Annotated in this window: 19 protein-coding genes; 6 read left to right on the top strand and 13 right to left on the bottom strand. The window is 35.4% G+C overall.

The window, feature by feature from the left end; genetic code table 11:
* Positions 1-14: 14 nt before the first annotated feature.
* Positions 15-2,771, bottom strand: a complete 2,757-nt coding sequence (locus AC625_RS24355; RefSeq protein WP_049684007.1) for a response regulator — start codon at positions 2,769-2,771, stop codon at positions 15-17.
* A gap of 823 nt (positions 2,772-3,594) precedes the next feature.
* Here AC625_RS24355 and gnd point away from each other — a divergent pair.
* Together gnd and AC625_RS27115 are read left to right on the top strand one after the other, a co-directional pair.
* Positions 3,595-4,503, top strand: a complete 909-nt coding sequence (gnd, locus tag AC625_RS24350; RefSeq protein ID WP_049684006.1) for a phosphogluconate dehydrogenase (NAD(+)-dependent, decarboxylating) — start codon at positions 3,595-3,597, stop codon at positions 4,501-4,503.
* A gap of 132 nt (positions 4,504-4,635) precedes the next feature.
* Positions 4,636-4,806: a hypothetical protein gene (locus AC625_RS27115; protein WP_180320167.1), complete on the top strand. Its 171-nt coding sequence runs from the start codon at positions 4,636-4,638 to the stop codon at positions 4,804-4,806.
* A gap of 326 nt (positions 4,807-5,132) precedes the next feature.
* On the opposite strand, the gene AC625_RS24345 is transcribed toward AC625_RS27115, so the two are convergent.
* The 9 genes from AC625_RS24345 to AC625_RS24305 all read right to left on the bottom strand — a co-directional run bounded on the left by AC625_RS24345 (position 5,133) and on the right by AC625_RS24305 (position 14,223).
* Positions 5,133-5,804 (bottom strand): hypothetical protein, encoded by a 672-nt coding sequence (locus tag AC625_RS24345; protein ID WP_049684005.1) that lies wholly within the window; start codon positions 5,802-5,804, stop codon positions 5,133-5,135.
* Positions 5,805-5,806: 2 nt separating this feature from the next.
* Entirely contained in the window at positions 5,807-6,496 is a 690-nt protein-coding gene (locus AC625_RS24340) for a GNAT family N-acetyltransferase (RefSeq protein WP_049684004.1), read from the bottom strand.
* Between the two features lie 39 nt (positions 6,497-6,535).
* Positions 6,536-7,390 (bottom strand): carbon-nitrogen hydrolase family protein, encoded by an 855-nt coding sequence (locus tag AC625_RS24335; protein WP_049684003.1) that lies wholly within the window; start codon positions 7,388-7,390, stop codon positions 6,536-6,538.
* 670 nt (positions 7,391-8,060) lie between these two features.
* Positions 8,061-8,582, bottom strand: a complete 522-nt coding sequence (locus AC625_RS24330; RefSeq protein WP_049684002.1) for an RNA polymerase sigma factor — start codon at positions 8,580-8,582, stop codon at positions 8,061-8,063.
* Positions 8,583-8,603: 21 nt separating this feature from the next.
* Complete coding sequence (locus AC625_RS24325; protein ID WP_049684001.1) at positions 8,604-10,574, bottom strand: DUF6449 domain-containing protein; 1,971 nt, start codon at positions 10,572-10,574, stop codon at positions 8,604-8,606.
* Positions 10,549-11,448 carry an ABC transporter ATP-binding protein gene (locus tag AC625_RS24320; protein ID WP_049684050.1) on the bottom strand — a complete coding sequence of 300 codons (900 nt, stop codon included), beginning with the start codon at positions 11,446-11,448 and terminating at the stop codon, positions 10,549-10,551. Before AC625_RS24320 ends, AC625_RS24325 begins: the two co-directional genes overlap by 26 nt.
* Positions 11,441-11,830 carry a GntR family transcriptional regulator gene (locus AC625_RS24315; protein WP_049684000.1) on the bottom strand — a complete coding sequence of 130 codons (390 nt, stop codon included), beginning with the start codon at positions 11,828-11,830 and terminating at the stop codon, positions 11,441-11,443. Before AC625_RS24315 ends, AC625_RS24320 begins: the two co-directional genes overlap by 8 nt.
* A gap of 605 nt (positions 11,831-12,435) precedes the next feature.
* Positions 12,436-12,915: a hypothetical protein gene (locus AC625_RS24310; protein WP_049683999.1), complete on the bottom strand. Its 480-nt coding sequence runs from the start codon at positions 12,913-12,915 to the stop codon at positions 12,436-12,438.
* Positions 12,916-12,972: 57 nt separating this feature from the next.
* The gene (locus AC625_RS24305) at positions 12,973-14,223 is read right to left on the bottom strand and encodes a ParM/StbA family protein (RefSeq protein ID WP_049683998.1); all 1,251 of its coding nucleotides are present in this window, start codon (positions 14,221-14,223) and stop codon (positions 12,973-12,975) included.
* A gap of 500 nt (positions 14,224-14,723) precedes the next feature.
* Here AC625_RS24305 and AC625_RS24300 point away from each other — a divergent pair, with 500 nt between their 5' ends.
* Positions 14,724-15,626, top strand: a complete 903-nt coding sequence (locus AC625_RS24300; protein ID WP_049683997.1) for a hypothetical protein — start codon at positions 14,724-14,726, stop codon at positions 15,624-15,626.
* Between the two features lie 993 nt (positions 15,627-16,619).
* Here the strand turns inward: AC625_RS24300 and AC625_RS24295 are convergent.
* Positions 16,620-17,741, bottom strand: a complete 1,122-nt coding sequence (locus tag AC625_RS24295) for a hypothetical protein (RefSeq protein WP_049683996.1) — start codon at positions 17,739-17,741, stop codon at positions 16,620-16,622.
* 1,291 nt (positions 17,742-19,032) lie between these two features.
* Between AC625_RS24295 and AC625_RS24290 the strand changes: the two genes are divergently transcribed.
* Positions 19,033-19,518 carry a hypothetical protein gene (locus tag AC625_RS24290; protein ID WP_049683995.1) on the top strand — a complete coding sequence of 162 codons (486 nt, stop codon included), beginning with the start codon at positions 19,033-19,035 and terminating at the stop codon, positions 19,516-19,518.
* The gene (locus AC625_RS24285; protein ID WP_049683994.1) at positions 19,518-21,173 is read left to right on the top strand and encodes a helix-turn-helix domain-containing protein; all 1,656 of its coding nucleotides are present in this window, start codon (positions 19,518-19,520) and stop codon (positions 21,171-21,173) included. Before AC625_RS24290 ends, AC625_RS24285 begins: the two co-directional genes overlap by 1 nt.
* Positions 21,174-21,655: 482 nt before the next feature.
* Here the strand turns inward: AC625_RS24285 and AC625_RS24280 are convergent, their stop codons facing one another.
* Positions 21,656-22,117: a hypothetical protein gene (locus AC625_RS24280; protein WP_049683993.1), complete on the bottom strand. Its 462-nt coding sequence runs from the start codon at positions 22,115-22,117 to the stop codon at positions 21,656-21,658.
* 131 nt (positions 22,118-22,248) lie between these two features.
* Positions 22,249-22,722, bottom strand: coding sequence for a hypothetical protein (locus tag AC625_RS24275; protein ID WP_049683992.1), 474 nt, complete (start codon positions 22,720-22,722; stop codon positions 22,249-22,251).
* A gap of 929 nt (positions 22,723-23,651) precedes the next feature.
* On the opposite strand from AC625_RS24275, the gene AC625_RS24270 reads away from it, so the two are divergent.
* Positions 23,652-24,761 carry a carbohydrate kinase gene (locus AC625_RS24270; RefSeq protein ID WP_053178210.1) on the top strand — a complete coding sequence of 370 codons (1,110 nt, stop codon included), beginning with the start codon at positions 23,652-23,654 and terminating at the stop codon, positions 24,759-24,761.
* The last annotated feature ends 145 nt before the right edge of the window (positions 24,762-24,906 follow it).

The following is a 24,906-nucleotide window of genomic DNA, read 5'->3' as shown; positions in this document are numbered from 1 at the left end:
TAGTAAGCTCCCACCTATCTGTATAGCCATACTCGCATGATTGAAATAAGTTGCTCTAAATTTACCGGTTTACTAATATAATCAGAAGCCCCAGCCTCAATACATTGATTTCGGTCATATTTCATGGCCTTTGCTGTAAGGGCAATAATAGGAAGACTTTGAAATTTGGGTATTTTACGGATAAATTGAATGGCTTCAAATCCATCCATCTCAGGCATCATAATATCCATTAGAATCAAGTCAACTTCTGGATTTTTTTGTAAAATTGTAATCCCTTCTCTGCCATTTTCCGCAAACATTACCTCAACATGATAACTCTCCAGAGCCGTTGTTAAGGCAAATATATTACGCATATCGTCATCCACGACTAGTACTTTCTTACCTTCTAGCAACGCCTTTCTTTCATGTAGCTGTTTACGTACTTCTTCGGAACGTACTGAAGACACAACAGGAGTGATAGGTCCGGATCCGGAAGCCTCCAAAAGACCAGTAGCTACCTCTGCTTCAGAAAGAGATATGACCGAGCTGTTCAAGTTTTTATTATTAGGCAAATATAAAGTAAATGTGCTGCCATTGCCTTCTATACTTTCAACTTCAATGAAGCCACCTAATAAACGGGAAATTTCCTGACTAATGGAAAGTCCTAACCCTGTTCCTCCATATTTGCGGTTGATTGTTCCATCTGCTTGTTTAAAAGCATCAAAAATAATGGCGTGATTTTCTGCTGGAATCCCAATTCCAGTGTCCTTAACAGAAAATGCAAATTCTATATCTGAATGAAGGAAAGCGCTTTGTTTTGCATACATTCCTTTTTCAACTTTTTGAATGGTTAAGGAAACCGTACCATGATTGGTAAATTTGAAAGCATTTGATAATAAATTATTCAAAATTTGCTGCAAACGATGTGTATCAGTATGAATATATGTTGGCAAATTAGAAGCGAGTTGAATGTTGAATTGAATATTTTTCTTACGTGCGACGGGCGTAAATTGTGAATCAACAAATTTCTTCACGTCACTAAGTTTTACCTCATTCATCGTTATTTCCATTTTTCCTGCTTCCACTTTTGATATATCTAAAATGTCATTGATTAAATGTAGTAAATCATTCCCAGACGAAAAGATCGTATCCGCATAATTCATCTGTTTTGCTGTAAGATTTCCATCGACATTTTCTGCTAGCATTTGAGCTAGAATTAGCAAACTATTAAGTGGCGTTCTCAGCTCATGGGACATATTGGCAAGAAATTCTGATTTATATTGTGAACTAAGGGATAACTGTTGTGCTTTTTCTTCTAGAATACTTTGTACATTTTCCAATTCTCTCGTTTTCTTTTCAGCATTTTCATATTGCGTTTCGATTTGTTCATTAACAATTCTTAATTCCTCTTGCTGTGATTGAAGCTCTTCAGATTGACTCTGTAATTCTTCCGTCAATGCCTGTGACTCTTGAAGAAGCCTTTCTACCTGCATATGCCTTATAATACTTTGAATGTTGATACCAAGATTCCTTATGATCTCTTTTAGCAACAGTTGTTCTAAATGACTAAAAGATTGAAAGGATGCTAATTCAATAACGGACAATACCTCTCCTTGATATTCCACTGGTATAATGAGTATTTCTGATGGTGATGCCATACCCGTACCAGAGGTAATCTTAATATAATTATTAGGAACTTGGTTGAGCACGATCATTCGGTTCTCTAATGCGCACTGTCCAACAAGTCCCTCCCCAAAACGAAAGTGATCTGTTCCTATTTTCTGCTGATTATAAGCATAGGTAGCAATTTTTTGAAAAACATCCTCATCCCCTATGCTCCGTTTTATATAGAAAAGACCGTAATTTGCCCCTATAATTGGAGTGAGTTTTGTAATGAACAGATGTCCTAAAGTCTCTAGGTCGTCTATTCCAGAGTACATGGTAGCGAATTCAGCCACTTTTGTTTTTAACCAGCTCTGTTCTTCAGTAGCATTTTTCAACTCTTTTTCATGAAGCGTATGCTCTTCAAGCGCTTGAGCCATTTCATTAAATGACAACGCAATTTTTCCAATTTCATCTTTTGTTTTCATATTGATGCGCGGCAATTTTTCCAAGCTATCAAAATTAACTTCTGCCATGACAGAACTAACCTTGTTTAGTCTTCTAGTGACATTCCACAAAATCCAACTAAACAATGTGCCGCCCATCAAATAATCTAGAAGCATATATATTTTAGTAATTTTAGTAGTTTGAATATATTTCTTTAAAGATTGGTTTAGCTTTTCATTGGTAATTTCATTTTGTATAGTTTGAAGTTGATTAGATAGTTCGATCATTTTATCGCTAACTGCTCGACCCTGATTCCAGTACAGTTGAGATACTTCCTCTTTTTTACCTTCTTTTAGCAGGACATCCATTTCTTTATCTATTTCAGAATAATTTTTAACTATTGTTTTTAATTTCTTCACGATTTCTTGCGATTCTTTGCTTCTGTCTACCTTTTGATACGCATCTAATGCTTCATTTACATTTTGGAGGGATTTATCCTGATTTTTTGTAAATTGTTCTATATATTTGTTAGGTGGATTAGCAAATAGCTCTCTTGATTCTTTGCTGTAAACATTCACCCATTCATGTATAGAGTAAGCCAAATTAAGCATGCTGTAACTTTTTATATATCCTTCAATATCATGTTCATAATTATCCATACTTGTCCAGTGATAAACGCTAAATATAGCGTATATTCCATAAATCATACCAAAACAAGTAATTACCTGCGTTTTGAATTTCATATAAACCCCCATTTCTAATCTATTTATTTATATTTCACTACTTAAATGCCATTTGCTAAATGATAGAAAATAGGTTTGCTTATTGCCTAGTAATCAATATAATAAAGCGAATTATAATAATATTCAAACTATTATTTTGGATATATCAAATAATTCAAAATCACTAAGACTTTCTAATTAATGATCTTAAAACAACTTTTCATTATATTTTGCAAGTCAAATCGTCAACTAGACCAAGCATTCGATTTTTCAAAACGGAAGTAAACAAATTGTACATCTTACACTTCAGGAATCTGAATAATCTAAATTCTAGTATATTTTTCTATACTATATAATAAAAAAGTGCGTACTTACAATTTAGATTTATCACTATTATACTACTAATAAGACAATTCTAAATAAAAAATCTAGATAAAAAGGTCCATACAATAGGATCACCTAATAACAGGAGGAGATATAGCATTAGTGGTGTGACCGTTCCACGAAATATGTAACGAGAGGGGTTTCTAACCTTATAACTATTGGATTTGAATTTAGCGAACTTGTTTTTGTTTGAATCATGGAAGGTCTCCTTTCTTATTTCATTTGCCTTTACGATGATGGATTAGGCAGATTGAATTTCTGACAAAACATTTTCTAGATTGTTGAAAAAAGAAGTTGCATATTTGAAAGAACTCCTCTGAGCATTTCACTAAAATGCGTTGGATGTGGCAGATAGATCTGAAGAAGCGTTGATTGTTCTTTAAAATCATATGATGAATTCAAATGATAGAGTAAATGGATTATTTCCCCAAATACAAAGAAATTTCAGGAGGTAATTAACATGAAAGTTGGCTTAATCGGTTTAGGGAAAATGGGGTTAAACATTGGTCAAAATCTATTGGAGCACAATCACGAAGTAGTTGCATTCGATTTAAATCCAAATTCGGTTAGGGAAATGGAGGAATATGGATCTGTAGGTGCATCTAGCATTATCGAACTCGTTAAATCACTAGAATCACCAAGAGTTCTTTGGATAATGGTTCCCCATTCGGTTGTTGATTCTGTGCTTAGTGAAATAACCCCATTTTTATATGATGGTGATATCGTCATTGAAGCTGGTAATTCCCATTATAAAGATTCCATTCGTCGATACAATAATTTAAAGAAATTCGGGGTAAGATTTTTAGATGTTGGAACCTCTGGTGGGATGGAAGGTGCTCGGAATGGAGCATGTTACATGGTTGGAGGAGATCTAGATGCCTGGGACATCGTGGAACCTATCTTTCGCGATACAGCTGTAGATAACGGCTATTTATATGCAGGGGAAGCCGGTAGTGGTCACTTTTTAAAAATGATACACAATGGGATTGAATATGGAATGATGGCTGCCATAGGAGAAGGATTCGAGCTATTAGAAAAAAGCGAATTTGATTATGATTTTGAAAAAGTAGCAAAAGTATGGAATAATGGGTCCGTTATTCGTTCATGGCTGATGGAGTTAACCGAACATGCATTTTCTAAAGATTCAAAACTCGAGGAAATCAAAGGAACGATGCATTCTTCTGGTGAAGGGAAATGGACGGTCGAAACAGCTCTCGATTTACAAACCGCGACACCCGTTATTGCTATGTCACTATTGATGCGGTATCGCTCATTAGATAATGATACATTTACAGGAAAAGTAGTAGCCGCACTACGAAACGAATTTGGCGGGCACTCTGTAGAAAAAGGGAAGAAAACCACTGTATAGAAGGATTTATATAAAGTTCTCTTACATTTAGAAAAAAAGACTCACTTCAATGGTGTAACGTTTAAAGGAATAAGCGAATACTGATTCAATTTAAGGAATGTGAAATGCTCCTTTAATAGAAAGGTGACAATCATGGCTATACTGTTCCAGCAATTTTTTTTGAGCGAAATAGAACGAGCAAGTTATGAGAATGATGTGCTTAATGTCTGGCCTGAATTAAGTGGAAAAGTGTTTGATTTGGATGATTATGAGCTTGAAATGTTAGTTGAACAAATCAAAGGGAAAAGCATCTTTTTGGTGTGAAATAATCACTAGAAACATCGAAGGATACGATTTTGTTCGCATTTAGATTCATTCAGTCACTTAGTATCGATATGTAGATGCACGTAAAGCTTATTTTAAAGGACTTTTCCGATCATGAAGTTGTCTACCTTTCATCCTTTGAATTGCTTCAAGCGAACAGAAATATTGGATTCAGTAATTAAATATCACTCTACCGCAGTACTTAGTTCTGCGGTTTTAACTATAGTCATGCGGATACCCCCACCTCTTTAGAGGTGGGGGTATCGTTCAAGAAAATAATAGTATTTCCAATTTCACTATATAAAACCTAAGATATTTGCGATCTCCTAAATGGGTAAAAGTTTTACCTCTTGCTTAGTTTCCAAGCTATCAACCATTGCATGCCATGATTTTGGTTTATTTGATAAAATAGAATAATATTGTTTCAAAAACGTTACGATAAGATCTGTTTGAAGTTCATTAGTACTTTCATTCATTGGCAGAAAACAAAGATCGAGTCCAGTTACAGCTTCTCCGTCATTGCTCCAAGATGGATGAACATAAGGAAATTCAAGACGCTTATATCCAAGATGAGATAAGACTTCACGGCGGACATATGGATTCATGGATTTAATCATCCCAAATTCATAATGATCAACTTGATAAGGATCGTAGATTTCAGCAAACATCCCAAATAACTCCTTATCATTAGCCGCTGCTAAAGCGTTCAAATCATCTAATCTTCTATTCGCTAAAAAGGGACCAATCCCTTGCCCATCCTGACCGATGATTGTAAAATCTGTCATCGCCACATTAAATTCTTTATAATAGCGATACTCTGTTGCACCTACTACTTTGTTGCCGTCAACAGCAACAAAAACACGAATATCTGGGTCTTCCAAAGGCTCTTTCCACAAATCAAATTCTAACACTTCATCTGAAGGGAATACCTTTTGCATTAATTCGTGTAATTGTGTGAAGTAAGGATCTTGTATATTTGTAATTCTGTAATATTCCATTTTCAGCACTCTCCTTGTTCCGATATTGGTAAGAAAAAGGGGTTTTTCCACTCCATTAATGCCCCAAAATCACATGATTCTTCATCTTTTAAATAATTCGCGACGACTTGAACAGGGGTTCGACCACATTGGAGAAGGAAAGTGATAACAGGATCTTTTAGTTCCCCTTTTACGACAGATTCCAGGTATTGCTCTGGCGTCATTTCATTCTCTTTTTTATGATAACCAGGCATTCTTCCTCCGCCTAGTAATCGCTCTAATCCTTTATAAACGACGACTTCATACATCGATAGCATCAGCCATTTTCCTAATCCTAGCTTTCGATAGGTGGGACTCACACTAATATCTACGACATAGAGCGTATTCCCCTCTGAATCATGGTTCCGAATATACCCATTATCCGTAATGGTTTCCCATGTATGTTCTGGATGCTTGGAATCGAAATCAACCAACAGGCCAGTCATTGAACCAACAACTTTGCCTTCAATCTCAATACATAGGGCCCCTTCAGGAAATAATGTAACATGATTTTGCAATTGCTCCTTATTCCACCATAAATCAGATGGAAATGGTGGCGGAAAACATTCTTGTTGAACAGCAATTAAACCTGAAAAATCTTTTTCTTGATAATTTCGGATCACAGCTCGGATTGGCTGATTCTGATTGAAGACAAAAAATTCTTTACGATACACGCGATTCACCCCTACTATTTGTGAAGTGAGATTTTTAGTTTACCAATCTGGATACAAATCGGTTCGGCGATCGCGCCATGTAGTAACCGAGCCACTTTCACGAACGCGATATAATATTTCCAGATCTAAATCCGCTGTTACGATCATATCTTGATTGATTTCCCCTTCTACTAGAATGCCACGTGGTGGAAAAGGAATATCATTTGGCGTAAGCACTGCCGCTTGGCCAAAATTCGCTCGCATAAAGTCAACCGTAGGAAGCGCTCCTACAGTGCCTGTCGTTACGACATAGACTTGATTTTCGATTGTCCTTGCATGGCTGGTGTAACGAACACGATGGAATCCGTGTCGGTCATCGGTACAAGAAGGACTGAAAATAATGTCTGCGCCTTTAGCCTTCGCCATTCGAACGATTTCTGGAAATTCAATATCGTAGCAAGTCAACATGGCAATGGTACCTTTATCCGTCTCAAATACCTCTAATTTTTCGCCTGGAGCCATATTCCATTCTTTGATTTCCGTTGGTGTAAGATGCAGCTTTGCCTGTTCTGCCACTCTTCCATCTGGATAAAATAAATGAGCAACGTTATATAATTTGCCTCCTTTACGGATGACATGGGTTCCCCCAATAATATGCATATTTGTTTGCATCGCTAACTTTTTAAATAAAGATAGATATTGTTCTGTAAAATCTGGAAGGTCTTGAATCGTCAAAGATTGTCCTTGTTTATTCCCAATAGACATTAATTGAGTAGTGAAGAATTCTGGGAACAAAATAAAGTCAGTGTCAAATTCTTCAGCTGTTTTAATATAATGTTCTACTTGCTTGGCGAACTCTTCAAACGAGCTTATTGTATGTAGATGGTATTGCACCGCTGAGACTCTTAATTTCATCATTTCCTCCTATCTTAACATCACTCTATAGACGCTACTGTCCGCCCATGATGCTACATTGATGGTTGCTATTGTTATTATTAGACACATTATGATTTTTAACAAGTACACACTTTAATGTTATATAGTGATAAAAAGTATACTTTACAGATATAAACTAAAATGATTATCCATTTTACTCTAAATGAAATTTATCAGATACGAAATTTCGGAAAATTAGATACAAACAATCCTTTCTTGAAAGGATGTATGACACGATCTACTACCATCAAATGACCTTTATCGTTTCAAAAACTGTTTTTGACCGATGTACCTTGAAAACATATGATAGGAGCTTGAACTCCCAAAATTACATTTTATAAGGTCTTTTCTACATTTCTTGGCTACAATCAGGAATCTTATTGCATCAGAAAAAACCACTTCAGTAAAAAGAGGGTTTTTCTGATGCAGTAATTTATTTTTATAATCTCTTCTATTCATTTATCATCACTTTCGAGCTAATTTTCTAAGAGATTTTCCATTGAATCAACAACATACTTTCCCTCTCTTATTGCTTTCATCCCCTCTTTAATTAATAAAGCAATTCCCCAAATGGACATACCATTTAGTAGCATTCCTACTATCATTCAAAATGATCGTTTTAAGCTTGCTGCAAGTTCATGAATTGCATTTAATACAACTTCCCCCTTAGTTGTTCCTTCAAGCATTTCCTTGAACGAAAAATCCATGTTTTAATCGTACCCGTTTTTATATTCATTTGTTGGGATATTTCTTCTTCTTTTAAGCCATAAAAGGATTTTAATAGAAACACGTTTCTTTTAGCCGAATCCCACCCGCTTATTTGCAATTGGACAGCCTCCATTATCTCCATGAATTCTGCAGCCTGTTCTACAGAATTATTAATCGTTTCAACGAAAAGCTGACCATCCTCAAGTGGTGAAATCAAATATCGATTTTCTTTCCTCAAATAATCAATGGCCGTTCTTTTAGCAATGACAGTCAGCCACGCACCTATTTTTTCAGAATCTATGATTGTTTCCATTTTACAAAAAGCTTTAATAAACGTTTCTTGTACAATGTCTTCTGCAAGAAAAGCATCTTTCGTCATATTAAAGATCATTTTATAGAGCTTTTTAGAATATCGCTGATACATTTCAGCAAAAATTTCATCTAGCAGCTCACAATTCGTCATCTTCCTCATCCAATCTTTTCGTTATTTTTCAAAATAGTCCATGATAAAGTCAGGCATCTTATTATGAATAAAATCCATGACTTCAACAGAGTTACCTTTTTCATAAACAAACAATATGACATATTCTCCGTCACTAGGCCATTTACTGTTTTCCAAAACCATTTCTATTTCCTGCTTATCTTCGACTTTTAACACTGATTCTTTTGATTTAAACTCTTTTATTAGTTCGTCGTTGCTATAAGCATGTAACAAATTCTGATCAATATCTTTACGCGGAGCTATCCAAACTTGGTAAAGATCATCCGCTGTAACTCTTGAGTTTTCTAGCATATTATTTTGTTTAAGCCATCTTTCAAAATTTTCATAGTCAGGCATCCATTCCATATAAAGACGTTTATCATTATTAAGTAATAGTTCTATACTCGAATAAGCTCTTGATTTATCCATCATTTCTTCATATGTTTCAGCTCGTAAATCCTCTCTTAATGCAGCTATACTATCAAGAATTTGTTTTTGCTCCGTTATGGAGGTCCCTTTATTTACCGGTGCATTTGAAGAAATGGCAATTTTATCAATCTTTGTCTCATCTAAGCTCAATATTGGATAAATCAATTCTTTATATTCAGTTGATTCATAGACTGGTTTTAAAAGATGCGTTAGAGAATGATTCTTAGGCACACTGTATTGGCGAACTAATCTCTTGCCATTCTCCAACTCGTAAAAGAAAAACAGATTATCGTCATACCTATTTCCTTTCCTGGTCTTCCCCTCTTCATTAATAAGCGTTTTGTGTAGAGCAAGGACATTTTGAATATTTTCTCTTTTCTTTAAATATTTTGCTTGACCTAACTCGTCACTATTTGCATATCCATAAACACTATTACCTATATACACTTGTTTAATCTCACTAAATTCTGGAGTTTTCTTTTCAAATCCAGTAAAATCGAATTGAAACAATACTAATACTAATCCGACTGATCCTGCGAAGTAGAGATATCTTTTATATTCACCAAAAACCCTCCATGTTTTCTCGATAATCATTTTCGCTCCGAAATACCCGAGCAAAGAGCCAGCAATATATCCAAAAATAAGCCATCCTGTACTATTTTGCGTTTCACCAAAATACATTCCACAGAAAAGCATCACACATAATGCCACACCATAGATAAAAATTGGTTTAATAGCACGAAACGCCATTGCACTTGAGGCTGCTTCTATATGTCGCTTTTTATACAACCATAGTGAAGCAAAATAAAGGACGACGATTAATCCACTGAACAGAAGGGCAGCAGGGACACTCATCGCGCGGTTTTCAAAAGACGCTCCATAGAGGATTGGTGAATAGGTTTCTACCTTTGAGGTGAGATAATACTCATAAGAGAAGCCATGTAAAAAATACTTAAAGTTAAAGGCCGCTAACACCAATATACCCGTTGGAAACAACAATAAAAGATATGTGAGGACACCTTGAAGAATGGCCATACCAGTAATCATTCCCACAAAAACCGCACAAAAGAAAATAAATAAAGGAAATAACCAGGTAATTCCTGTCCAAATTAGAATTTCTTCTATTGAAATAAACATCCCTACATCAAGTACACTTCTTAAAATGAAAACAGTGCAAGATATCACAAGAACAGGGATTGTTAAAAATGCGACTCCCATTCCTACATAATGATTAAATAAAACTTTTCTACTAATGGGTAGACTATGTAGAAAATCAGCTGAATCTTTCAAATGTACGTACAAAAATAAAAAGATTGCTAGAAGCACAGGAATAATCAACATTAGTCCATATTGAATTTCAAAAAGATAAGAAAATGGATTTTTTATTTCCTGATAATATATGTATTCGTCATTTGTATGCATCATCAGCATTTTTAATGGAAGTGCAAAAACTAACCCTAGAAAATAAACGATGCCGACCCAGCCCATATTTCGGAAGATTTGCATACAAATTTCTTTATTAAACCAAGATGTTTTCGATGGCATAGCCGACTTCCCCCATTTCGTAAATAAAAATTTCTTCCAATGTGAGCGGAAGCATGTCAAAGATGACCGGATTATACTTCTCAAAGTATGATTTTACCTCTAACTCTTTGCCACGCACCACACATAGCCACACGCTCCCTCTACGTTCATATTGAAGGATTTTCATTTCTTGATGCCATTCTTCTCTTGGTTCATTTTTAAAAGCAACCTGTATTTTATGGACGTCTGATTTTAAATCATCCAAATCTTTTTCAAGTAGAACACTCCCCTTATGTAGAATACCAACATGGTCACAAATATCTTCTACTTCACGCAAATTATGTGAGGAGATTAAAACGGTCATCTCTCTTTCAGCGACATCCTGTACCATAAGATTTTTTATTTTTTTCCTTATGACTGGATCCAGGCCATCAAATGGCTCATCCATAATCAGTACATCCGGCATAGCCGAGAATGCCAGCCAAAATGCAGCTTGACGCCTCATCCCTTTCGAAAATTTATGAAGCTTCTTATCCATCTCGATTTCAAAAATACCCTGAAGATTTTGGAATCGATCCTCATTCCAATCAGGATAAATGGATGAATAAAAATTAGCCATGGTCCTTAACGTATATTGAGAAAAAAAGTATGGAGTATCTGGAAGGAATATAATTTTTTTCTTCATATCAACGTTCTCAAATACAGGCGTTCCATCAATCAAAACATCCCCCTTATCTTGTTTAAGTATGCCAGCTACTATTTTTAATAGTGTTGTTTTTCCAGCACCATTCGAACCTAACAGACCATAGATTGAACCTTGTTTCACCAGTAAATCAACTGACTGAACAGCTTCATTTCCTTCATATTTTTTATATGCCTCCTTACATTCAATCATCATTTTTCCCTCCCCCTATCGACGACTCCAAATCATGAATAAGCTCGATTAGCTCCGCCGGCTTCAATCCAAGATACATAGCTTCAGAAAGTAGTTTTTTTAGTTCCTTTATTACGCTTACTAATTTATCAGAATTTTCAACAAGACTAATTGGATTCACAAAGCTTCCCTTTCCCTTCACTGAGTAGATATACCCTTGTGTTTCTAGCTCCCGATACGCTTTCTGGATCGTGTTAGGATTAATGGTTAACTGTCCTGCCAAAGTACGAACGGACGGAAGCTGCTCATCAGGTTTCAACACTTCACTAATAATGAGTTCCTTCAATTTATCAACCAACTGTTCGTAGATTGGCTGTCTGCTTCTCATGTCTAATTCAAACAATCATAATCACCCTCATTCCGCACCAACTGTACTGCGAGTATTAGTACAGTTAGATTTTACATCATTTTTTTGGAAGTAACAAGTATTATTTACTTTTTTTAGTGATTTAACTAAATGATACTTGAAGTTTAAAAGACGGAATTTCACATGCGATATGGTAATCTTACAAATAACTCACAAGAATGATGCTATACTGACCTTCTTTTGAACAAATATCTAATCCGTTCATACTTTCTGAAGGGAATCTGACCAACTTCCTTTCAATTCTAAAAAAAAAATAACAGCCCCCTTTAACAAAAGAGAGCTGTCTTCTATTCATCATTTAATTCCGTTACGTTTTATCTAATTTTGCTACTATCTAAATTAAATAATAATTTAGATACATGCCTAAAGATAGGGTATTCCATGCCTTGACACCAAGTCTCTTTTTCTTAATCCAGAAATGTATATAAACTGAAATAACAGTGGTCGTCAAGACTGAACTTTAAATAATCCTGAAAAAAAGAATTAATATAGGCCATATCGATGAATAACCATAAATAAAAGACCAACATATTGTTGGTCTCCAATATTGCAAAGCTTTAAGAAAGAAATAGACTAATGTTTCAACCTTTTAAATTCGTCATTCTACCCAATTTCAACAATTTAGAAAGAGCCTCATTTGTTTCTGTTACACCTTTATTAGCCTCCTCAGCGATTTCGCCGTCCTTTATCACGTCCGTTGACTTAATTTGCCGAGAAACAGGCTTAATTTCAGAAGAAGTCGGCTGCACCATTTGATGTACAAAAGTCGCACTTTCAGGATTCCCCAACATTAAAGAAACGACATTATATAGGATTCTCTTCCCTTCTTCCGTTTTAAGTAGGGCTAATTGATCATTAGTAAAGGTTCCCATGGGAATAAAAATACCGTTTTCCTTATACAATCCATTCCTAACCCTTAATCCATCTTCTAAAAGTGTACTCATAAGTTCATTTCGGCTGCTATAATTATTTAATAACTCATTAAACTCATCAGCCCACTCAATCGTAGTTTTAGGGGTATATTGAAATCCTTTACCTGGAACCATTTTCCCCTTGGACAATGTTACCACCACCTTGTAGGAATGCCGAAGAGTGTGCCATTCCTTTTCTCAGAATTCTTATGCCTCTATTGTTTGTTTTTCAATTTCGGCAATGATATTTTTTAAGAGATACGCTTTACTGGTAAAGAAACTAGCTTCCTCAATATTAGGAGGAAATAGACAATCTTCATCTTTAAGCTCTTCTAAATATTGATGGGCAAATAGAAGTCCGCCGCCGACAATGATCATCTGTCCCACATTTGTATCGACGAAATATCGAATGATTTTATCTTTTACTTCTTCCGCATATTCTTGTGTATATTTTTCAACGATTTTCGTGATATCTCCTGTTTTAGATTGCCAAGTTGCTTTAAATACAGGAGTATATTTAGGCTTTTTAATCATTTTTTCAATTTCAGGCTTAATAAATTTTCTCATGAATTCTTCACGTGTAAATGAAATTTTAGGTGTTTTGCCAACTCTTTCAAAACGGGCTCGTATGCTGTCAAATTCTTTAAGGCTTGCCGCCTCTTTCATGATTGAATCAATATATTTATTTGTACCAATTGAATAATTTGTGGATTTGGTTGAGTTTAGGCCGTTTTCATCATACAAAGCTAAATCCAATGTTCCAGCTCCTAGGTCTGCTATCGCAAACTCATTTTGAATTTGCGATGAGAACTCAGTTTCTACCACTTCGCCATCTACTAGGTCGAAAGCCAAAGCCAAATAGCTTGTTACCCCCTCAACGTTAAGTTGGACATCGGTAATATTGATCGTTATGGTTTCCCCTTTATAAGGTCCTTTTACTGCAGTAATTTCATGCGTACCTTTGTAAAGGTTGATTTTTTCAGCAGATGCTTGTTTAGCTTCTTCGATTGGAAGCCCAAAACTCAAAGGAACCTCAACTTTATTTCCTTTACCAGATTTCCAAGCAGCTAAAGCTAATCCTGCTAAAGTTGTCACGACATGGATTTCATTTCCAAGTTTATCTCTGGCATCACTGTTTGTTTCTCTTAAGTTATCTTTGTTATTCGTAGCAATTTGTGCATATTCCCCAACTGTGTAATAGGCATTCGTTCGATTTTTAGGCAAGGCATTACTTTTGATATGTAAATGAAGAATCATATCATCGGGAAACAATTTATCCCTGGTTTCATCTGGCATATCTTCAGCTGTGGTCTCCGCGTTTTCCCCTATGATGCTCGCTATATTTAAAGAAACAACGTTTCCTTTTTGATCGATGTACGTAATTTTATTAGAAATGTTTCCACTATCTACTCCTGCTATTAAATAATCCTTCTTAAATAAGAAATCAAGTTTTGTCATGGTCTTCCTCCCCTGGACTAATCTAGTCTAGTCTACTTTATTATCCAATATATCTACCCCCTCACTCAAAGTCAATGTTTTTTTGGCGATAAGTTGACGTTGCCGCTATTTTAACGCGAATCACACCAAATATAATCTAAATTAAATACACCCTTACAGTTTTATCATTATTTAAACTACCGATAAATTGACGTTAGCGGTAAATTGCAGTCATTTTATGACGCGTGTTTAAAGATGATCAACGCTAATTTCTTTTTTCTACCGTTTACTTAACGTTGTCTATATTTCGATTTTCTAAATAAAACACCCAAATTAAATTTTTCCTGTGTAAACTAGTCTAAACTAGTTTACTTCTTTTTTCATTGCTATTACAGATATAGTTGCTTAACCCTTGTATAATAGGTAAACTGTATTTAACGATACTTTAACGCTTAATATTAGATTATGTTTTATAGATAATAATAAGATAAAGTTAAACTAGCGTTAAAAGGAGGGGTTCCGTGTCAAATAGACTCAATAGTAATAAAAACTTTGTTACTGAAGCACTTCATTCCGATGCTTTATTTGCTTCATTACATTTGGACAAAGTGTACAATTCGAAACTATACGATGAAGAGCTTTTAGCATTGGATCCTAATACGATGTATTCAACGACAGATTGCTCCGATAAATTTTTTCACATCGCTAATTCAACGCTAAGATATTATGTAAGAATGCTGGAAGGGTATTTGGAGATCTATGTAGAAGGCAGAAAGAAAAGATTACCATACCTTAGTGTATTTAAAATCCATATGGTTTTGTTAGCAATTGAAAGAGGAGAGTCTATTTCCGATATTCAAGTTAAATTAGCGCTAAAATCTATCCCGCAGCAAAATAGCGGGCGTGCAAAAGGAAACAAATATAATGATGAGATTCTGGATCAATTATTTTCTGAATTTGAAAGAAGACAGAATGTGATTATGAAAACCCACGCACTTCAAAATACGATTAGTCAAATTGAAGTGGACCTGCTAAAAGGGACTACATCAAAAGCCGATCGAGAGAGACAAATTGAAATAATAGATGAAAAGATAAAAAATCATCGGTTATATCGAAAAATGGATCGACAAGCAGGTAATATTTTACGGAAAAGTTTTGAACTTAATAAAAAAACTGGTCTTTTCTCACTTTTTTCAAAAAAAGCTGCATATGATCCAGAACAAATAGAAACAGAGATTCTAGTAGATGAAAAGCTCATTAAAGCTGATAATTTAGAAGTGGAACTTACTATGCAAATCGATATATTAAAACAGGAGATTAGCGAAATCCAAACAGAAGTAATTGCTTTGGAAAAAAGGTTAGAAGTTGAGACAACTCGTTTAACAAATGAAAGGAAATTACTTCTACAAACTATTGAGGATTAATCGACATTTCCTATACCCACTTTTTGTACATTTAGAAGGGATTTTACTCAACTGACTACAATCTGCTCTCTAAGTTGTAATTCTGTGCAAATTACCTACGCTATGCACATTTAATAAGAAACCGTCATAGAGATAGTGTCCTTTTGTACATTGTGATTAAAGATATTGATGTTTCTTTCGTTTTTACGTTTTTCTAGAGTGTGGAAATTGAAAAAAACTTTGAGAATTTTCAATATTTTTCAGCGGTATGGAAAGATATTTATTCAATTGTAAAAGGGAAGTCCTAAATTTGAATATTCATTTGAGTGTGAAGAGTAAAGTCTTATATGCTTTACTCTTTTTTTATTGATGCATAGTAGAGATAAGATATAGAGAATCTTTAGCTGCATAATCGTGAATTCTATGAAAGAGAGGATTTTCAATATTGTATTAAAAATAAGGAACTGTACAGGAACAAATTAATATACTCATTATTTTAAAACTATAAATTCACATTTATTTACCTTTATAAAACAATAAATTATTAATTTGAATTGTTTATATGAGGTTTCTATCGTAAAAGATATTTTTAGTAAAAAAATCATATTTAGTAAAAAGAACATATTTAATAAAAAATACAGTATTAATAAGCATTTTTAATACTGTATTGCAAATCCTTTGTTAGAGAAGGGTTCTAGTCGTTTAAGGTGAAAGAGAATAACAGAATTTCCAGGTTTCCACAAATAGAATAATAAAGAATTCACATTTACACAAGTTTTTATTTGGATAATTTACATATTCACAAGACTACATCTACTATATCCACTAATCCACAAGTATATATTCGGAATGCTTTGAGCGTAAAAAAAGATCCCCCTTGGAAAGTCTACTAAAATCAGTGAAAGAAAAAAGGAGGGAAGACTTTTTTTAAAGGGAAGACTTTTATTTTTTATTTTTAATTAATTCGAACAGCCATGTGAATGTCAATTTTTTTCACATGGCTAAGCTATTCTATTAAATTACACCATCGAGCTCTGGAATTTGGCCGGTTATGGTGTGCTCCCTGATTTTGGCATTAGAGATCAAGCCATAAGGAATATTGTTTAATGCTCCAGGAAGATACTTTCTAAAGGCCATTCTGAAAAAGGCACCAATCGAGTAAAAATGGAAGGATCCTTTTCGATTTTTTTCCGTATGTATATGAGCTCCGATCTGATCAATTGTTTCCAAAAAGAAATTTTTTATGAATTGATCTCTTACGGTGTAGTGTACTTCATCTTCATCTTTAAGATAATTCAATTTTTTTATTACTTCCTGTTTAAAGGAAATCATGACATCAATTTGGTCTCTTGGTTTATATTTAATTTGATGTCCCTCGAAGAAATAAGTAAGTTCTTTCGATAATTTCGCCAAAAGTGGGCTCACATTGAATTCATCCGTACTCTCTTCCACGCATTCCGATTTCAAGGAAAAGGAGACTTTCTTAATCCATATTTGCTTTTTGCGAAGTTCAACCCCTGTAAATTCAATGGAAAAAAGAGCCTCTAAAACGCTTAATGTTTTACGAACTCCTTTTGCATTTTTGTTTAGTTGAAGTTTGAGTGTTTTCATCGTCCGTTCTTGTTTTATTTTTTCAATTTCACTAGTCTTGCTAAAAGACATGCCGGTACGGAACTGGTTAAGCAAGGATAAAAGTAGCTCGATTCCTTCAGGGTTGGACGTACGTACGAATTCAGCTAAGATATTGGTTTCAAAAAGAGCATGAGGAATGATGAGATAATTAAGAACCCCACCATTATGTTCAGGTGTATTATATTTTTCAACATCTTTTAACATCAAAACAGGCAACCCTTCGCGGATTTCCTCTTTAACAAAATGATGATCTTCTAAAAAACGCTTTCCTCCCCAAAGAGTGGAGTAAGAGATTCCTAATTTCTTTGACCAGGCAGAAAGGTTGTACTCTTTAAGCATGCCACGTTGATTCTGTTCTATATGCATTTGCTTTAACATGGTCATATATACAACATAGGCAGAAGCAGGAGGGCGCTCAAATGATTGATCACGAATAAAACGGAACTCATCCAAGATAGCTTGGTGCATTCTAAAACCTTCGATACTTATTTTGGATTCTGTCATTTTTGGCCCTCCTTTCGACTATGATCTTAAGTTGATTATAGCAAAATGGAAAACGAGGAAACGAAGCCCTTTATTAAGGGATTTTAAAGTTGCACAATAGCCGCCAAACCCTTGCGCCACAAGGGTTTGAAAAAAGACGAAAATTTTTTGTGTGAGAGGAAACGTCATTTTGATAATCGATTTGTGCACGATGTGAAAGGAAACGTCATGATTTGATTCTTAAAAAAATGAATAGAAACGTTGATATAGCAACGTTTCTATAAAAAAATAGATGGATACAAAAATCAAAATAATGAAATCTACATAGAATTCTGTGCAAGTTACTGTGAGAGGAAACGTCATTATCCATCGTTTTTAAACAAAAAGTGAGAAATAATGTTCAATATTCGCTATTTATACATGAAAATGGGGAATTCTTGCTTAAATTTTGATAAAATGCGAATGGATTTAATAATTATTTAGTGCATTATCCCTTCTATGGATCGTATGATTCAAGTTTTATTTCAATCATCAGCGTCAATTATGTAGACAAAGAAGAGGTTAGCCGAGCCTCATTGAGTGTTATGTGCACATTGTGAGAGGAAACGTCAGGTGTGAGAAAAGTTGCACATATGATCATTGGTGAAATTTTCATTGAAAGGAGGGGCTATACTTTCTAGGTAATTGTATGAGTAGAAAAGGTCTCATTTTGATTTTCAATCGCCATTCATTGTGCACATTGTGAGAGGAAACGTCAAGTATGAGAAAAGTTGCACATATGATGATTGGTGAAGTTTCCAGTGAAAGAAGGCACGATGCTTTCTGGGGAATTGTATAGGTAGAGAAAAACCTCGTCTTGATTTTCAAAGGTCTGTCATTGTGCATAATGTGAAAGGAAACGTCAAAGGGAATTACCTTTTTACTTATATAGAAGTGTTGATAGTTTTAAGGTTGAACAAGTCAACGGATAAGATCTAGCCTAAGAAATAACGGGATGTGCGCATTGTGAGAGGAAACGTCAAATTGGAGGAAAGTTGCACTTCCTGCAAAAGGTGTGCAAGATTGGAGTTAATTAAGAATAAGTTCGAGTCGTGTGGGAGCAGTGGTTAATTTTTCAAAAAAGGATCTAGAAAATGAATGTGCGCATTGTGAGAGGAAACGTCAAACTGAAAAAAGTTGCACAATCTAATATTGCGTATGTTTAGACATGTAGCAGCCATATTTGACATATAAAACAATGGTTAATCATGTTGACAAATGCAACAAGCCTCACTCATAATTATTTTAACATTAAAATTGAAGGGGAATAGGTATGAGTTTTTTGGTAGGCGTTAAAGAAGCAGGGGAAATTTTAGGGTGGGATCGTAGAAAGGTCTCCACCTATCATCTCCGTGGAGTATTGCCTAAACCACTAGTGAGTTTATCGAGTGGTCCTATATGGCTTAGAAAACAGATTGTATCTTATAAAGCCGGAAAGGAATCTGGTGTAACGACTTATTATAGCGATCATCGAGTTATATATGAATGTAAGCATAATCATACTTTCATAGAAACTTGCTATTCACCTGAAGAATTTAAGGAACATAAGGGAAAGTATATCATGTATAAGGAAAAAGACGTCCAACAGCTAAAAAAAGCCATCTTGGAGAAAAATCCGATTGCCCAGTTCCTATCATTTGAAACCATTAGTTTTCTTTATGATTACGGTATCATAGAAACGGATGTTTTTCATGAATATATTCAACAGTACCTATATGAATACATAGAGCCGACTAAAGAAGGGCGAGGTGAAGAATAATGGTTAATATTTTGCAAAGGAGAATATTGAATGTCACTAACATCATATTCCCAGATTATCCTCAACTCTATGTCGGATGGAACATTGATATAAAAAATTTGATGGCAAGTGAAGAGAATTCTCAGCCATCTCAATCCTTAAAGGCATTTTTTGTGATTATGGAACGATTAGTGAAAGAACATGACTTGGAATTCGAGAGCATGGAACAATGGGCTTATGATTATTTAGAGGAAATTAGAAATTTTGTTCTTCCATACATTCGGTTTACCGATGAAGAGAATGCCCCCTATGCTCCAAAATCCAATAATAGGGAAGTAATAAATTCCATGTTAAATCAAAGTTTTGCCGAGTCCGGATCAGCTTTATTGTTCCATAAGTTGAGGGATACCATTAGTAAAAATGAATTTGACATCGCTACGGCTATTCCCACTGCTAGAATTTCAGAAAAAGCACTAGAAGCAACGGCCCAAGTAAGGGCAGAAAATGACTATTTGAAGATAAAATCGAATGCCGCGATTGAACAATGGAAAAACCTTACCTCTCAAGCTATCACGTCGATGGATGATTTAACGGCAGATATTTTTGATATCGTCTCGATTTTGTGGATGCAGCAGGCTACTCACAAAGACCAAATGATTCATTTTCACACAGATGATGCTTTGAATTTAAGAAGGTTGCAAGGAAGGAACGAAGACCCTGACGGCTACCAAACCTCTTACCGAAAAAAAGAACGGGATGACATTATGAAAAGGCTGGCAGCTCTCAGTACGATATGGATTAGGATTGAGCGAGAGAATTTGAGATTTATCAATGAGGATCAGGGGAACTTTGAGGAAATCGGGCAAGTGCAGTTTAATCCTTTATTTTTGGTAGATAGCGTGACAGTGGCTTACCGTGGAGACAACCCGATTGGTATTTATGAATGTAGCATTCGTCCAGGGGAATTGCTTGCAAACTTTCTGTACGGATCTCAAAAGAGTAGCGGGTTACTGGCATTGAAGACTCTCGAATACCATCCTACGAAGCAAAGGTACCATAAACGGTTATCACGTTATCTATCCTGGCAATGGAGAATTCGTCAAAAGAGCGCGGACTATCTAAGGGCCTATTATATCGGTGGAGAAAAAGGTCTGCTAAAAGTGATGGACTTGGACGTGAATCCACGATATGGTTCAAGAATCAAAGAGCAATTTGAAGAAATACTAGACACCTTGCAGCATGACGGCATTATTAAGGGGTGGAGCTACAAGGACAAAGGGATTGAGCAGCAAATTGAGCAAGAACGAAACTGGTTCGCTACTACCTGGTTGAAGGCGCGCGTCCAAATCATTCCGCCCACTGATATCAGTGGGTTGGTTGACGACAGGAATTTATTGTTGATGGAGAGCGCGGACCATGATACCGTGAATTTATCGACGATGTTGAAGGGCATGACAGAGAGTGAGGCTGCAGTAACTATAGAAATGAATGAAAAAAAGCAGGTGACTCCTGAAACCATCAATAAGGAAAGAGCAGACCGAGGGCTAAGCATTTTAGAGGCGGCTAAGGAAATGGGTATTTCCCATAGTACCTTGTCTCGATATGAAAGAAACTTGATTAAACGTCCTTACACAGGTAGTTTAGAAAAAATGAAGGAATGGCTACATGGAAAATAAGCATTTAACGGTGCTTATTTTTTGTTTATAGCCAGTTTAGATGAAAAAATTATTACTTTTTTTGATTTCTATTGTCTGAGTATGTTTTATCATTCCAGGCGAGAAGACTCCCATTTCAATTTTGTGCAGAGCAACGCCCAAAAGAGGCACCTCTTTTTCTGTCAAACATATAAAAAACTAAGGTTTGTAGTCTCTTATCGTTTAACGTGATCGGAGATTACAAGCTTTTATCTGGACATCAATTCTAGTAATACGTCATTCCTTTTGTATTTGTTCCGCTGTCAAAAAAGAACGAAATTCCTTCAAGTCCTCTCTTAATTTTGAGCCGATCGATGGATTGTTAATGACCTCTTGTTGGTGCATTCATAGCTCCGAAAATAATTAATTCTTTTTCTTTTTGGCTTGCATGAGAACTTTCTCCATCTTCCTCTTTCATCCACCACCGACGCATTATCATTATGCCGTCGTTCACTGGTGAGACTTCAGGTGAAACAGGATGTTTTTTGAACTATCATCGAATTCCCATGTTCCTTTATTTGTTTAATGAAGTCTAAATAAAGGATCGTCAATAAGTCCTCAATCGTTATATGTTGCTCATTTAGGAAAGGGGAGAGGTCATGTAAGAAGATTTCACCTCTTAATATTTCGGAGTCTTTTATTCGAATCGTGAGATGGGCTTCCTTTTCTTTCTCTGGTTTTACATCGATAATCTCTTCTTCAATGGATTCATAGGAAAACACATGCTCCATCAATGCCTTCATGACTCGTTTCTCCGTTCTTTTCTTTCCTAAATAATTCACTTTTCCTGACAGAAGGAATCTTGCTACTTGCTTAAATTGCGTTCCTTTTTTGATGTGGGTTATGAAGTCCGATAGAGTAAGTGAATCAAGACAGCTAACTCGAAACCTAGTGGCACATCTTCGTACATATCCAGCTGTCTTCAATGAACACTTTTCCTCTTAAATAATCATAATACCCAATGACAAGGGTTAGGTACTTTCGGTTGTTAAAGATATATTCAAAGAAACCTTTTGGAGAAGACGTTCCTGTTAATTTTTACTGCAAAAGATTTAGGCTACTGTAAGATTTTTTCAAGAGAACCACCCTTTTCAATCCAGAGTAAGACGCTTGCCATAATAAAAACAACAACCTTTCGTTCAGATACTTGTTTTTGAATGGCTAGACCATATGGCCCCCCGATTGTCTGGTGTACCTGTTCCTTAAGCATGGTATGCATATACGTTTTAGTATCTTTATAGTGTTGGTTCCAATCTACAATTTCGATGTGATGCAACCCGAACTGTAAAAGTGAGGTATTAAAAACGGTCTGACTTAAGGCTTGTCCATCTTGGGTATAATAAATTCTGCCCATTTGCTTACAATAAGTACGCAGCTTCATCTGCATGACAGTTGTTACTGGGAATTTGATGTTATGGCATTTATCTGAATGTGTTTGCCGCTTTCTCTTATGCGGACTTTCCGATTCATCCTTTGTTGAAATAGTTTTTTTAAATGACTTATCCTGAAATCTTGAGTTTAAGTTCTTCACTTCCCATCCTCCCTCTCGTACATTTCGAATCTAGCTTATTTATGGTCACATTTCCACTTATCCATGTTTTATAAGATATATAGAGAAGAAGGAGGGATTTTAAACCTCTTTTGTATATTTTCCTAGAATAATGGCATAATGGCTAATACGAATTTACAGAAGAGAGGAAGAGAAGATGATGGCGAATAAAAAGAAGAATGACGATGTTACAAAACAGTTGAAAAAAGCAGGAGTGAAACTAATTAAGGTAGAAGTGCGATAACAAGGTACATACAAAACGGGTAAGGGAGTTCCTTTTAAAAACAGGACTATCGTCATACGTTCGGAAAATTTACATATATAAACTAGTTTAATTTAGTCTAGATTAAACTAGTTTAGTTTACAATTGCGGTTTACTCTTTCTATAGATCAACGATTATCTTGATATTAAGGAAATAGGCAATATTAAATGGATAAAAGAGGAGTACTAGAAAACCCATACTCATGACCAAAACAGGTGATGACATTTTAGAATGGTGTTCACTGTTGTGTTTATGGATCTTCTAATTTTTTTGAAGTCGTTTAAATGACATGGGTGGATAGGATCTTTCATCTTATTTCCTCCCACTTTGCCTTCCTCTAGACTATTTTTCTATGTATCTAATGGTCACTTTTCCATGCTTAATAGAATAGAAAGAGGAGAAGGAGAATCTTGAAAAATGTACCTATAATCAATCGTATTCTACCAAGTAAAATAAACAGTAAAAAAGCTACAAATTAATTCAATTGTTGCTTTTTTACTGTTTATTTTTGAGCTTTGTTATATAGTATTTTCGAACTATGAAATAATAATTTTGAATAAGTAGTCCCTTTAATCTGTTGCATGCGAAGAATGATAAGTATTATACTCAATATTAACAATAGATGTTGTATAAAGGGAAGGGGAATACATGGTCAAGGATCAGCACATTTTGTCTTTAATTAAAGAAAACCCATTTATTTCTCAGCAAGAATTATCAGTAAAACTTGGGCTTTCCAGATCAGCGGTGGCTGGATATATATCCACCTTAACGAAAAAAGGAGAAATACTTGGACGTGCTTACATTGTACGGGAAGAATCACGAATTACTTGTATCGGTGGGGCCAATATAGATCGGAAGTCACAAACTTTGAAGCCAATTCAGTATGGTACTTCCAACCCTGCAACGGTTAGACAGTCTTGTGGGGGGATTTCTCGAAATGTAGCAGAGAACTTGGGCAGGCTAGGTTGCCAAGTGTCATTGATCACTTTAATTGGAGATGATCAAGAAGGAAGATGGCTTTTGGAAGAAACAAAGCGCTATGGAGTAGATGTTAGCCAATGTTTGGCGATAAATATGGAGAAAACAGGGAGTTATACCTCGATTCTTACTGATACGGGTGAAAAGATTCTTGCTGTAGCTGATATGCAAATTTATGACCAGTTTAGCATTGAATTTATTGAAGCTCGGTGGTCGCATCTGGCATCCTCTCATATAATATTTGCTGACTCCAATCTTCCAGAAGAAACTTTGACCTATCTTATTAAAAGGTGCGAAAAAGAACAGCTGACTTTATGGGTGAATCCCGTTTCAGCACCAAAGGCGTTGCGGCTGCCTTATAATTTACATGGCATAGATTTGCTGATTGCGAATCGTGAAGAAGCAGCTGCCTTGTCCCAAATGGAGATTGAGACGATTGAAGACTGTAAAAAAGCAAGTGAGAAAATACTACAAAGAGGCGTCAAGCAAGTTATTGTCATATTGGACAGGCAGGGTGTATTTTGGGCGGATCATGATAGAAAACAAGAGCATCTTCCTCCAATACAAACAGATATTTTGAATTTTGCTGGAGCAGAGGAATCGTTAATAGGCGGTGTTCTATTCGGTATGAGTCATGATGAAACTTTTGAACAAGCTGTACGTTTAGGTATGGCAGCTTCAGCTATCACATTACAGACTTGGGACACAAATGCGGATTTGACAGCAGATCAACTATATTCGCTTGTGGAAAATAGCATTAATAATAATTACACCCCTTGATTCACTATGTTAAGGTGATTTAGTTGTTTGATTTTTTGGCAAAAGAAAAGAAAAAGTGAAGCGAAAGAATTTAGAATAAGCTGATATTTCCTTATGTCAAGGGAAGTATCGGCTTTTTTTGTGCGTGAAAAATGGGGATAGAGCA

Origin of the sequence: Peribacillus loiseleuriae (genome assembly GCF_001183985.1) — a bacterium.
Taxonomy (GTDB): Bacteria; Bacillota; Bacilli; order Bacillales; family DSM-1321; genus Peribacillus; species Peribacillus loiseleuriae.
The sequence above is the reverse complement of the archived record's forward strand: the minus strand, read 5'-3'. Positions and strand labels throughout refer to the sequence as shown.

Excerpts from the sequence above, each read along its gene's own strand:
- AC625_RS24330 (WP_049684002.1), bottom strand. The coding sequence starts at position 8,582 with ATGACGAATTGTGAGCTGCTAGATGAAATTTTTGCTGAAATGTATCAG.
- AC625_RS24345 (WP_049684005.1), bottom strand. The coding sequence starts at position 5,804 with ATGGAATATTACAGAATTACAAATATACAAGATCCTTACTTCACACAA.
- AC625_RS24290 (WP_049683995.1), top strand. The coding sequence starts at position 19,033 with ATGAGTTTTTTGGTAGGCGTTAAAGAAGCAGGGGAAATTTTAGGGTGG.
- AC625_RS24325 (WP_049684001.1), bottom strand. The coding sequence starts at position 10,574 with ATGCCATCGAAAACATCTTGGTTTAATAAAGAAATTTGTATGCAAATC.
- gnd (WP_049684006.1), top strand. The coding sequence starts at position 3,595 with ATGAAAGTTGGCTTAATCGGTTTAGGGAAAATGGGGTTAAACATTGGT.
- AC625_RS24305 (WP_049683998.1), bottom strand. The coding sequence starts at position 14,223 with ATGACAAAACTTGATTTCTTATTTAAGAAGGATTATTTAATAGCAGGA.
- AC625_RS24270 (WP_053178210.1), top strand. The coding sequence starts at position 23,652 with ATGGTCAAGGATCAGCACATTTTGTCTTTAATTAAAGAAAACCCATTT.
- AC625_RS27115 (WP_180320167.1), top strand. The coding sequence starts at position 4,636 with ATGGCTATACTGTTCCAGCAATTTTTTTTGAGCGAAATAGAACGAGCA.
- AC625_RS24355 (WP_049684007.1), bottom strand. The coding sequence starts at position 2,771 with ATGAAATTCAAAACGCAGGTAATTACTTGTTTTGGTATGATTTATGGA.
- AC625_RS24320 (WP_049684050.1), bottom strand. The coding sequence starts at position 11,448 with ATGATTGAATGTAAGGAGGCATATAAAAAATATGAAGGAAATGAAGCT.
- AC625_RS24285 (WP_049683994.1), top strand. The coding sequence starts at position 19,518 with ATGGTTAATATTTTGCAAAGGAGAATATTGAATGTCACTAACATCATA.
- AC625_RS24335 (WP_049684003.1), bottom strand. The coding sequence starts at position 7,390 with ATGAAATTAAGAGTCTCAGCGGTGCAATACCATCTACATACAATAAGC.
- AC625_RS24295 (WP_049683996.1), bottom strand. The coding sequence starts at position 17,741 with ATGACAGAATCCAAAATAAGTATCGAAGGTTTTAGAATGCACCAAGCT.